Below are 11,731 nucleotides of genomic sequence, written 5' to 3' on the forward strand. Positions count from 1 at the left end.
CACTTCGTCTTTTAAAAGACTGAGTTTAAGCCATTTAATTTTAACTGAGTGGTTTAAGAGACCGAGTTAAAACTCGTATTTCTATCGACAAGATATTCACGGCAATGTGACATTCATATCAGTGACAAGTCTAAAATCGACGCAGTGCTAACTGAATAACTCGAGGAGTCGTTATGGGAAATATCGTTGAGCAGTTGCTGTTTTCGGCCTCGATTACGGGCCCAATCTGTTTGATGTTAGCGCTCGGTGTGATCCTAAAACGCACCCAAGTCATCAATGAAAACTTTATTGATGTTGCATCAAGATTAGTCTTTAACGTGACGCTGCCAGCATTGCTGTTCCTTAGCATCATTAGTTCCAATCACGATCTCGCCTCCAGCGCGCCCTTAATTGGCTATGGTTTAGCAGCCAATTTCCTGTTTTTTCTACTCTCCACCTATGCAACTGGGCGGCTATTTTCCAAGCACAAAGACCAAGGAGTGATTATTCAAGGGGGTTTTAGGGCCAATACCGCCATTATCGGCTTAGCTTACGTTTCCAACGCCTATGGGAGTTCTGGTGTTGCCTTAGCCGCAGTCTATGTTGCCTCGATGACGCTGCTGTATAACATTCAAGCGGTTATTTGCCTAAGCCCTAAAGGTGAAGAATCCAGCCAACGTGCATTTGGCGTGATCATCAAGACCATCACCAAAAATCCGTTGATCATTGCCATTATGGCCGGCATCTTTTTCTATTTGCTTGCTATTCCAGTACCGAAAATGGTGCTCGATGCGGGACAATACTTTGCCAATATGACCCTGCCATTAGCGCTACTGTGTACCGGCGGCTCGCTCGATATTGGTTCACTCAAACATGAAAAGCATACAACTTGGTTCTCGACCGCATTGAAACTGATCTTTGCCCCGCTTTTTATCACTATTGGGGCCTTGCTGTTGGGTTATCGAGGGATTGAGTTAGCAATGGTCTTTTTAATGAGTTCTGCACCCACCGCAGCCGCAAGCTATGTGATGGCGCGCGCCATGGGTGGCAATGCGCCCCTTGCGGCCAATATTATTGCGCTAACCACAGTCTGCTCGCTGATCACGTGCACCTTAGGCATCTTTGTATTGTCCACTTTTGGGCTGATCTAGCAGCTAAAGGCTAAGAGCTGATTGCACAAACGCTAGAGAAACGGATTTGAGTGACTATAAGTAATAATAAACCACAATAAAAAAGGCGAGCCATGCTCGCCTTTCGTTTAGGAATAAAACAGTTAGATGGTCATCATAAGCCGCTTTATGAATGGATTAGACCGGATTGGTGATATCCACAAAATGGTGCACGAGATCAAACTCGCGGGCGAGGTGACGGCCTAAGGCTTGAATGCCAAAACGTTCTGTCGCATGGTGCCCCGCCGCAAAATAATGTATGCCCTGCTCTACCGCACTATGGAACGTTCGCTCGGACACTTCACCACTGATAAACGCATCCACACCTAAACTCGCCGCAACATCGATATAATCCTGTGCGCCACCAGTACACCAAGCTACATGTTGGATCTTAGCATCGCGATCACCAATGTGCAGTGGGGCTCTGCCTAACGCATTCTCAAGAGTGTGAGAAAATTCGCTAGCACTGACTGCAAGATCAAGTTTTCCACGCCACAGTAGCCCCTGAGCCACCTCTTCGATGGCTTCTGCGTCGACGATCCCAAGCTGTCTCCCCAAAGTCGCGTTATTACCGAGCATTGGGTGGGCATCTAAGGGTAAATGATACCCAAACAAGCTAATATCATGCTTGAGCAGCGCCTTAATTCGGCGTTGTTTCATGCCTGTGATCACTTCAGGCTCATTCTTCCAAAAAAAGCCGTGATGAACCAATATCGCATCGGCGTTTAATCGAATCGCTTCATCGATCAAGGCCTGACACGCTGTCACGCCCGTGACTAAGGTGCGGATCTCATCCTTGCCTTCTACCTGCAGCCCATTGGGTGCGTAATCCTTAAAGGCCGACACATGTAAAAAATCGGCTAAATATTGGCTTAGTTCTGTCCGTGTCATTGCATTACCGTCCGTTACTCTAGATGACCATTTACTGAAGATGAGCACTTATTCAAGATGAGACAATCGCTTACATCGCGATATCAACACGCACGCCACCTTGCAGGTACACCACTCGAACTCTGTCACCCGCGTTAAACGTCATGCCAGCATCGTAATCTTGGATCACCATGACCTGAGTGCCATCTTCTTGATTGATCATCAGTTCCACCAGCTTAAACGATTGCACGCTAGTACCGCTGCCATAACGGTTACCGATCCCCCCACCAATCAAGGCACCTAAAATCGTCGCCACATCTCGACCCGAACCGCCACCAAACTGATTACCAATCACCCCACCCGCTAAGGCGCCGCCGAAGGTTTTCCAACCTTGATTACGGTCTTCAATTAACTGGGTTTCGGTGATATTACGTACCGAAGTGATATCGCCATAGAGTACTTTCTCAACTGGCACGGCTTGATTGCGATCATAGCCAGCATTAGCGGGACTGATGATAAAAGCAAAAATAAACATAAAGCTTGCTAGAGTAGGTTTCCACATATCTGAATTTCCGCTAACTTAATAATAAGGTCTATAACTAAATCATACTCAATTGTGAAGTCACTGTCTTTCCTGAATCACGAATTTGACGCTTTTCCTTCGCCCGAGCACGCCTTAACCGATCCTAATGGTTTATTGGCTATCGGCGGCGACTTACGTCCTGAACGTTTACTCTCTGCTTACTACAACGGTATTTTTCCTTGGTTTAATTCTGACGATCCCATCCTATGGTGGTCACCGGATCCCCGCGCCGTGTTTATTCCAGGTGAAATTCACATCAGCACCAGCCTGCGTAAATACTTAAAAAAACAACCTTGGCGGATCACAATCAATCACGCTTTCACCGATGTGATGGCTGGATGCGCGCAGCCAAGAGAAAAACAGAGCGGCACTTGGATCACCCAAGAAATTCAAATGGCCTATCGCGAATTGCATCACACAGGTCATGCCCACTCCATTGAAGTGTGGGAAGGTGAACGTTTAATCGGTGGGCTTTACGGCTTAGCGATCGGCCAAGTATTTTGCGGCGAATCCATGTTTCACCGTAAAACCAATGCGTCCAAGGCCGCCGTTGCAGCACTGCAACAACATTTACTCAAGATGGGATTCAAACTCATCGACGCACAAGTGATGAATCCCCACCTAGAAAGTTTGGGAGCTAAAGCTATTAAACGCATTGATTTTATAACGTTACTGAGCGAACTGAGAAACAATCCCGTGGACCCAAATACTTGGGCCACTAAAGAGGTCATCCTTGAACTCGAGTAAAGCATCGATCGCTATCGGTATCAGTCAAATATTTCCCTGCAGCTACCTTGATGGCCAGCAGGAGCAGCTACTCGTCATCCAAGAAGATACGCTCGATCCCATTTTATTTGAGCGTTTGCTCGCAGTGGGTTTTCGCCGCAGTGGTAGCTCTATCTACAAACCACGTTGCCCTAGATGCAGTGCATGCCAACCAATCCGTGTACCAACGCATGAATTTGTCCCATCGAAACGCCAAAAACGCACTTTAGCAAAAAACCAAGATCTGACCTGGCGAATAACATCGGAGCAAACCGCCGAGCAATATACGCTATATGAACATTACATTCGTGGGCGACATTTTGACGGCCCCATGTTTCCCCCGAGTGAAGATCAATATAATCACTTTCTTTTTTGCCATTGGTTACCGCCAACATTTATCGAAGTCTATGATGGAAATAAATTATTGGCAGTTGCGGTCACTGATAGTTTGCCCAATAGTCTTTCGGCAATTTACAGCTATTTTGACCCCGACGAAGAACATCGCTCCCTCGGCGCACTGTTAATTTTAATTCAGTGTCGACTGGCGAAACTCATGAATAAAGAATTTGTTTATCTCGGATATCAAATAGATGAAAACCGTAAGATGTCTTACAAGCGTTTGTATCGCCCTTATCAAATTCTGACACCGACGGGCTGGGAGTATTCCCAAGTTTGCTAAGTACTTCCCCTTTACAGCGGGGGGAATTTGGGGCATGATACGCCCGTTTTTTATATTCGAAGGCTAATGGGATAATTAATTAATGGCGAAAGAAGACAACATTGAAATGCAAGGCACTATCCTTGAAACCTTGCCAAACACAATGTTTCGTGTAGAGCTTGAAAATGGTCATGTGGTGATAGCCCACATTTCAGGCAAAATGCGTAAAAACTACATCCGGATCCTCACTGGCGATAAAGTTACCGTCCAGCTGACTCCTTATGATCTGACCAAAGGTCGCATTGTCTTCCGCGCACGCTGATATAGCCTCTTAGATTTAAAAACCCGGCAAGGCCGGGTTTTTTTGTTTGCGAAAGATGAAAAAAATGGCTGCAATTGCAGCCATTTTTATGTCTAAAACTAACGGATAATCAAGCATTAAGCTTTTGTTGTGGCTTTTTCGTGACGTTCGGTACGAATGACAATCTCGCCCTCCTTCACATCCACATACGCAACACCGCCTGACTCTAAGACACCAAATAAGATCTCGTCTGCCAATGGACGTTTGATCAATTCGGTCACGACCCGAGCCATTGGACGTGCACCCATGTTCTTATCGTAGCCTTTCTCGGCCAATAAGGTTCTGGCTTCGTCGCTGACTTCCAAAGTAACGTGTTTTGCATCCAACTGAGCCTGCAATTCCACCAAGAATTTATCGACCACTTTGGCGATAATCGTCATGTCCAAATGATTGAACCAAATGATGGAATCGAGACGATTTCGAAATTCTGGCGAAAATACTCGATTAATTTCAGATAATGCATCTTGGGTGTGATCTTGCTGGGTAAAGCCAATAGACTTACGAATAGTCTCCTGTACACCCGCGTTAGTGGTCATCACCAAAGTCACATGTCTGAAGTCAGCCTTACGACCATTATTATCGGTCAAAGTACCATGATCCATCACCTGCAACAGCAGGTTATAGACATCACGGTGAGCCTTCTCTATTTCATCCAATAGCACGACACAGTGCGGATTTTTAATCACAGCATCCGTGAGCAAGCCACCTTGGTCATAACCCACATAACCAGGAGGCGCACCAATCAGGCGTGACACTGTATGGCTTTCCATGTACTCAGACATGTCAAAGCGCACCAGTTTCATCCCCAAGCAGTTGGCCAGTTGGTTAGTGACTTCGGTTTTACCCACACCGGTTGGACCGGCGAATAAGAAGCTCCCCACAGGTTTTCTGTCAGCACCTAAGCCACTGCGCGATAAGCGAATGGCCGAACTCAGACTCTCAATGGCCTTATCTTGGCCAAAGACCACCATCTTAAGGTTACGCTCAAGGTTACGCAGTAAGTCCTTATCAGTAGCGGATACCGACTTCTCAGGGATACGTGCCATTTTCGCCACAATCGACTCAATCTCGGCCTGGCCTATGGTCTTTTTACGTTTGCTCATAGGCAACATCACCATACGAGCCCCCGCTTCATCGATAACATCGATAGCTTTATCGGGTAAATGCCTGTCATTAATGTGCTTGGCCGATAATACTGCAGCGCTGCTGATCGCGGCCTGAGTATAACGAACACCATGATATTCTTCGTATTTAGACTTAAGCCCCATCAAAATCTTAGTGGTTTCTTCCACTGAAGGCTCATTGATATCTACCTTTTGGAAACGACGTGCCAGCGCACGGTCTTTCTCAAAAATACTTTGATATTCTTGGAAAGTCGTCGAGCCCATGCAGCGCAAATTACCGCTAGATAGCAAAGGTTTCAACAGATTAGAGGCATCCATTACGCCGCCGGAGGCCGCGCCCGCACCGATAATGGTGTGGATCTCATCGATGAATAGGATGGCATGCTTATCCGCCGCAAGTTCTTTTAGCAGGTTCTTAAAGCGTTTTTCAAAGTCGCCGCGATACTTAGTTCCCGCCAGCAGTGAACCTAAATCTAAGGAATACACTGTCGCTTCAAGCATTACATCGGGCACTTGTTTATTGACGATGCGATACGCCAATCCTTCAGCTATCGCCGTTTTACCTACACCCGCCTCACCCACTAACAGTGGATTATTTTTACGGCGACGGCACAGGGTTTGAATCGCGCGCTCAATTTCTTGGTCGCGACCAATCAGTGGGTCAATGATCCCTTGCTTTGCAAGTTGGTTTAAGTTGGACGCAAATTGCGACAACATACTGCGCTCTTCGCTGCCTTCGCCCTGATCTTCGACACGTTCTTGATCTTGATGTGACTCAGCATCATCATTTTTGGCGAAACCATGGGAAATAAAATTCACTACGTCTAAGCGACTAATATCGCAGCGGCGCAGTAAATACACGGCTTGGGATTCTTGCTCACTGAAAATGGCAACTAACACGTTAGCGCCGTTCACTTCATTGCGACCCGATGACTGCACATGGAATACTGCCCGTTGCAGCACTCGCTGGAACCCAAGCGTCGGCTGAGTTTCTTTGTCATCATCAATATCGGCAATAATTGGGGTTGTTTGTTGGATAAAGCTTGCCACTTCATCTCTGAGTTTATCTAGATTCGCTCCACAGGCGATTAACGCTTCTTGAGCCGCAGGATTGTCGATCAGAGCTAATAACAGATGTTCCACTGTCATATACTCGTGACGCGCGTCTCTGGCTTGCTGAAACGCCAGATTTAAGGTGACTTCCAGATCTTTGTTCAGCATAAGCACCCCCAAAATTAACAACAGACTACAGAGTAAAGCGGTTTTATGCTTTCTCTAACGAACACAGTAACGGATGTTGGTTTTGTCTTGCAAATTGATTTACTTGTATCACCTTAGTTTCTGCAATCCCAAACGGGAAAATACCGCAAATTCCTTTTCCTTGGTGATGGATCGTCAACATGATATCGGTCGCTTCCTGCTCGTTCTTGCGAAAGAAAACCTGCAAAACTTCAATCACAAAATCCATTGGGGTGTAATCATCATTATTGAGCACCACCTTATACATCGAAGGCGGCATTAACTCTGATTCGACACGTTCTTCAACGTGTTCAATATTTCCTATCTTTGCCATTTTTTAATACTAGCCTCTCGTGTTGGCCTCTTCCAATTGATCCGTTCAAATTAATCAGTTGTTACCCCTTTGTTAATTTTAGCTTGACTTCCGCATTTACTCCTTACATTCTGTTGTGCAGACGGTGAACGAATACCCGTCTATACAGGTTTTACTATCTTACTGGTAAGTAGACAACAGAAGGAAGTGGAAGTATGGCAAGCGGAACTGTTAAATGGTTCAACAACGCCAAAGGATTCGGGTTTATTTGCCCTGATCAAGGTGGTGAGGACGTTTTTGCACACTATTCTACCATTGAAATGGAAGGCTATCGAACTCTAAAAGCAGGCCAACCCGTTCAATTTGAAGTAGAAGCCGGTCCAAAAGGGATGCACGCTTCAGCCATTTCACCAACAAAATAACGTTTGGTGAGGCCAATGATCAAAAAGGCAGGGACTTGTCCCTGCCTTTTTATTGCTGCGTGTTTCATCAATTCTCACCACTTAATACTGCATCGCTCATCATCATTTCGCATGAATTTAATTCAAGTTCAATCGCCGCACATCACCCATTACATCCCAGCAAAAAGATTTTATCATCGGTCTCGACAGCAAATTTAGGGTATAAAAAAGGATCTGCAATGCAGACCCTTTTTTAAAATCAGTCTAATGACTTACAACTTTACATCAACTTAGATGGCCACACTGACGCGCACGCCATCTAAAAGTGATAACGAGCGGGATTAAGCAATCAACAGCTTGTTCAACGTCTCGCTTGGGCGCATGGCTTTTTTAGCCTTAGCCGCATCTAAACGGTAGTAACCGCCTAAATCGACTGGTGCACCTTGTGCCGTCGCTAATTCAGCCACAATCACTTGCTCATTCGCCGCTAGCGCATGCGCTAACGGAATGAAGTGAGCTTGTAACTGCTCATCGCCCGTTTGCGCTGCTAAGGCTTGTGCCCAGTACATGGCTAAGTAGAAATGACTGCCACGGTTATCCAGCTCACCGACTCTTCTTGATGGCGATTTATTGCTATCTAAGAATTGGCCAATGGCTTGATCTAACGTATCGGCTAACACTTGGGCTTTTGGATTGCCCACGGTTTGGCTTAAATGCTCAAGAGACGCTGCCAGAGCCAAGAATTCACCGAGCGAATCCCAACGTAAGTGACCTTCTTTCTCAAGCTGTTGCACGTGTTTAGGTGCACTACCGCCAGCACCTGTTTCAAATAGACCGCCGCCGTTCATTAATGGAACGATTGACAGCATTTTGGCACTGGTGCCTAGCTCGAGGATGGGGAACAAGTCAGTCAGGTAGTCACGTAGAACGTTACCCGTAACTGAAATGGTATCTTTGCCTTCTTTGATGCGAGCCAAAGACAAACGCGTCGCGTCTTCTGGAGACATAATGCTAATGTCTAAGCCATCAGTATCATGCTCTGGCAGATACTGCTGCACTTTTGCAATGATTTGCGCATCGTGGGCACGTTTGCTATCTAACCAGAATACCGCTGGAGTATTGCTTAAACGGGCACGGCGCACGGCCAGTTTAACCCAATCACGTATTGGTGCGTCTTTAACTTGACACATTCTCCAGATATCGCCCGCTTCGACGTTATGGCTCATCAATACCTTACCGCTGGCATCGACAACGTTGACCACACCGTCAGCAGGAATTTCAAAGGTCTTATCGTGGCTGCCGTACTCTTCGGCTTTTTGCGCCATCAAGCCCACGTTTGGCACGCTGCCCATGGTTTTAGGATCAAAAGCGCCGTGCTCTTTACAGAAAGCAATCGTTTCTTGGTAGATACCGGCATAACAACGATCTGGGATCATGGCTTTAGTGTCATGCAGTTGACCGTCTGGTCCCCACATTTGGCCAGATGAACGAATCGCAGCAGGCATAGACGCATCGATAATGATGTCGCTTGGCACGTGTAAGTTGGTGATACCTTTGTCAGAATCAACCATAGCCAATGCGGGACGCGCAGCGTAAACGGCGGCGATATCGGCTTCGACTTCGGCGCGGCTATCAGCAGGTAATGTCGCTATTTTGGCATAAACATCACCAAAACCGTTGTTAACATCTACGCCTAATTCAGCGAAAAGCGCCGCATGTTTGTCAAATACTGGCTTGAAGAATACCTTCACAGCGTGACCAAACATAATAGGATCAGACACTTTCATCATAGTGGCTTTCAGATGCAGCGATAACAGCACATCTTCTGCTTTGGCGTTTTCGATTTCACGCTCATAGAAGCTCACTAAGGCTTTTTTACTCAACACCGCAGCATCGATGATTTCGCCAGCCAGCAACTTAAGACTGGACTTGAGTACTACTTCTTGACCATCTTTTGGGGTCAGCACGATATTCACACTGCCCGCATCAGATAAAGTAACAGACTGTTCGCTGCCGTAGAAATCACCGTCAGTCATGTGGGCAACGTGTGACTTGGAATCTTTGGCCCATTTTCCCATGGAATGCGGGTTTTTCTTGGCGAAGTTTTTCACCGATAATGGGGCACGGCGATCTGAGTTACCTTCACGCAGTACTGGGTTTACCGCACTGCCTTTAATCTTGTCGTAACGTGTTTTAATTGACTTTTCAGCGTCGGTTTTTGGCTCATCCGGATAATTAGGGATGTCGTAACCTTTTTGCTGCAGTTCAAGGATACAGGCTTTTAATTGTGGGATCGAAGCACTGATATTCGGTAACTTGATGATGTTCGCTTCTGGCTGATTCGCTAACTCGCCAAGCTCAGTCAGATGGTCGCCAATCTTTTGTGCTTCGGTCAGTTGCTCAGGGAAACTGGCAATAATACGGCCCGATAACGAGATATCACGGGTTTCAACCGCAACGCCCGCGGCGTCGGTAAACGTTCTGATAATAGGTAAGAGTGAGAGGGTGGCCAGTGCTGGCGCTTCGTCTGTTTCAGTGTAAATAATTGTTGATGAGTTATCTTTCATGTTACATCCTACATTATTGTAATAATTTAATATTTTTTATAATAATTTTATAGCATGGCGAACAAATCTGAGCACAGGGAAAATATCAATCAAGGCAATCGACCACGCCCTCACCTTTCAAATTCTCAATGCCCTTCTGTCTTTGCGCGCAAGCTAAAATTTGTTACAACGACTCATTAAAACCTAATAAACATTTAGGCACAGATCACATTTTCTGGCCGACATCATAGAGCATTCGCAATAATATTCAAATTCCACTAACGGCGAATGCCAAGTACACTATGACCACATTAACGACTCAATCAAGTCAGGTAAGCGTGTCTCAACCTCCTGTTAGCAAAAGTATGAACAAAAACAAGTTTCAACCTAAAGGTGCCAATGCCAGCGCAAGTTCCCCAGCCAAGAGCCCGATTAAGCCCGCCAGCAGAGGCCCTGCCAACCGCGCTACCGCCGTAGATAGCAAAGTGGCGCCAGCACGAAATGCCAATGGCAGTTTAAAGAAAGAACCCTTTAAAAATCCTAATCGACGCGCAATTGCGGCGGCAAAACCGGTGCAGAGCCAAACGATTGCGCCGATTATTGTGCTGTTTAATAAGCCTTTTGATGTACTTTGCCAGTTTACCGATGAACAAGGTCGTAAGACCCTAAAAGACTATATCCCGATTGCTGACGTGTATGCCGCAGGCCGCTTAGACAGAGACAGTGAGGGCTTGTTGTTGCTGACCAATGACGGTCAATTACAGGCAAGACTGACAGAGCCGAAAAAGAAAACCTTTAAAACCTATTGGGTGCAAGTAGAAGGCGTTCCGACGGAAGATGTACTGACAAAACTGCGCCAAGGTGTTGAATTAAATGATGGTGTAACGCTGCCAGCTAAAGTCAAAATTATGGATTCACCCGACGTTTGGCCACGTAATCCACCGGTGAGAGAGCGCAAAAATATCCCAACAACTTGGCTAGAAATCCAAATTCATGAAGGCCGCAACCGCCAAGTCAGACGCATGACAGCGCATATCGGTTTTCCGACCTTAAGATTAATCCGTTATAAAATAGGCCAATGGAGTCTAGATAATTTGCCATCGGGTGAGCACAAATGCATCCGTCTCGGTGATGAAGTCTAAATTTCAGCCTAATTTCTGCATTCAAATCCACTCAAAGGAGGCTCAATGAGTCAAAGATATAAACCCAATGTGACCGTCGCATGTATTGTTCATGCAACTTCACAGGACAAATATCTGATGGTAGAAGAGTGGATTGAAGGCGAGCAACGCTTTAATCAACCCGCGGGTCACTTAGAAGCAAATGAAAGTTTAATCCAAGCCTGTGAGCGCGAAGTGTTTGAAGAAACGGGGTTATCACTCAAAGCCCAAGGACTCGTCGGCATTTATCAACTCAGCGCCAGTGAAGACTTAGCCTTTGTACGCTTTACTTTTTTCGTGCAGTTAGATGATATGCCCTCACCTGCGCCGCAGGATAAAGCGATCCATAGTGCGCATTGGTTAAGTCTTGCGCAGATAGAAGCCAAGCCATCTTTACTGCGCAGTCCCTTAGTACTCGATTGCTTAAAAGACTATCTCAATCAGGCACAAAATGGCCAAACTTATCCCCTTAGCTTACTCAATAGTGACCGCCTCACGATAGCCCAAACGAGCAAGGCGTGATAGAATACCGCCCCGCATAAACGGCTGGCTAAGCTTAATGC

Annotated in this window: 12 protein-coding genes; 7 read left to right on the forward strand and 5 right to left on the reverse strand. The window is 46.2% G+C overall.

Annotation, left to right across the window (positions count from 1 at the left end; genetic code table 11):
- Positions 1 to 173: 173 nt before the first annotated feature.
- Positions 174 to 1,130: an AEC family transporter gene (locus L5M10_RS03335; RefSeq protein ID WP_263254829.1), complete on the forward strand. Its 957-nt coding sequence runs from the start codon at positions 174 to 176 to the stop codon at positions 1,128 to 1,130.
- A 156-nt stretch (positions 1,131 to 1,286) separates the two neighbouring features.
- On the opposite strand, the gene L5M10_RS03340 is transcribed toward L5M10_RS03335, so the two are convergent.
- Together L5M10_RS03340 and L5M10_RS03345 are read right to left on the reverse strand one after the other, a co-directional pair.
- On the reverse strand, positions 1,287 to 2,039 hold the full coding sequence (locus tag L5M10_RS03340) for a Nif3-like dinuclear metal center hexameric protein (RefSeq protein WP_263162763.1): 753 nt from the start codon (positions 2,037 to 2,039) through the stop codon (positions 1,287 to 1,289).
- A gap of 70 nt (positions 2,040 to 2,109) precedes the next feature.
- Positions 2,110 to 2,580, reverse strand: coding sequence for a glycine zipper 2TM domain-containing protein (locus L5M10_RS03345; protein ID WP_028759742.1), 471 nt, complete (start codon positions 2,578 to 2,580; stop codon positions 2,110 to 2,112).
- A 54-nt stretch (positions 2,581 to 2,634) separates the two neighbouring features.
- Here L5M10_RS03345 and aat point away from each other — a divergent pair, with 54 nt between their 5' ends.
- The 3 genes from aat to infA all read left to right on the forward strand — a co-directional run bounded on the left by aat (position 2,635) and on the right by infA (position 4,346).
- Positions 2,635 to 3,348 carry a leucyl/phenylalanyl-tRNA--protein transferase gene (gene aat / locus L5M10_RS03350; RefSeq protein WP_113940541.1) on the forward strand — a complete coding sequence of 238 codons (714 nt, stop codon included), beginning with the start codon at positions 2,635 to 2,637 and terminating at the stop codon, positions 3,346 to 3,348.
- Positions 3,335 to 4,045: an arginyltransferase gene (locus tag L5M10_RS03355; RefSeq protein ID WP_028759740.1), complete on the forward strand. Its 711-nt coding sequence runs from the start codon at positions 3,335 to 3,337 to the stop codon at positions 4,043 to 4,045. The genes aat and L5M10_RS03355 overlap by 14 nt, the downstream gene beginning before the upstream one ends.
- An 82-nt stretch (positions 4,046 to 4,127) precedes the next feature.
- On the forward strand, positions 4,128 to 4,346 hold the full coding sequence (gene infA / locus L5M10_RS03360; RefSeq protein ID WP_006081934.1) for a translation initiation factor IF-1: 219 nt from the start codon (positions 4,128 to 4,130) through the stop codon (positions 4,344 to 4,346).
- A gap of 116 nt (positions 4,347 to 4,462) precedes the next feature.
- Here the strand turns inward: infA and clpA are convergent, their stop codons facing one another.
- Both clpA and clpS read right to left on the reverse strand, forming a co-directional pair.
- On the reverse strand, positions 4,463 to 6,730 hold the full coding sequence (clpA, locus tag L5M10_RS03365) for an ATP-dependent Clp protease ATP-binding subunit ClpA (RefSeq protein WP_263148401.1): 2,268 nt from the start codon (positions 6,728 to 6,730) through the stop codon (positions 4,463 to 4,465).
- Between the two features lie 43 nt (positions 6,731 to 6,773).
- Positions 6,774 to 7,082 (reverse strand): ATP-dependent Clp protease adapter ClpS, encoded by a 309-nt coding sequence (gene clpS, locus L5M10_RS03370; protein ID WP_006081936.1) that lies wholly within the window; start codon positions 7,080 to 7,082, stop codon positions 6,774 to 6,776.
- A gap of 194 nt (positions 7,083 to 7,276) precedes the next feature.
- Here clpS and cspD point away from each other — a divergent pair, with 194 nt between their 5' ends.
- Positions 7,277 to 7,483, forward strand: coding sequence for a cold shock domain-containing protein CspD (gene cspD / locus L5M10_RS03375; RefSeq protein WP_006081937.1), 207 nt, complete (start codon positions 7,277 to 7,279; stop codon positions 7,481 to 7,483).
- A gap of 320 nt (positions 7,484 to 7,803) precedes the next feature.
- On the opposite strand, the gene L5M10_RS03380 is transcribed toward cspD, so the two are convergent.
- Entirely contained in the window at positions 7,804 to 10,029 is a 2,226-nt protein-coding gene (locus L5M10_RS03380; RefSeq protein WP_263254830.1) for an NADP-dependent isocitrate dehydrogenase, read from the reverse strand.
- A gap of 344 nt (positions 10,030 to 10,373) precedes the next feature.
- Between L5M10_RS03380 and rluE the strand changes: the two genes are divergently transcribed.
- Both rluE and L5M10_RS03390 read left to right on the forward strand, forming a co-directional pair.
- Positions 10,374 to 11,150, forward strand: a complete 777-nt coding sequence (gene rluE, locus L5M10_RS03385; protein ID WP_263254831.1) for a 23S rRNA pseudouridine(2457) synthase RluE — start codon at positions 10,374 to 10,376, stop codon at positions 11,148 to 11,150.
- Between the two features lie 45 nt (positions 11,151 to 11,195).
- Complete coding sequence (locus tag L5M10_RS03390; protein WP_113940537.1) at positions 11,196 to 11,690, forward strand: NUDIX hydrolase; 495 nt, start codon at positions 11,196 to 11,198, stop codon at positions 11,688 to 11,690.
- Positions 11,691 to 11,731: the final 41 nt, after the last annotated feature.

The sequence above is a fragment of the Shewanella sp. SM32 genome, from assembly GCF_025654235.1.
GTDB classification, from domain to species: domain Bacteria; phylum Pseudomonadota; class Gammaproteobacteria; order Enterobacterales; family Shewanellaceae; genus Shewanella; species Shewanella oncorhynchi.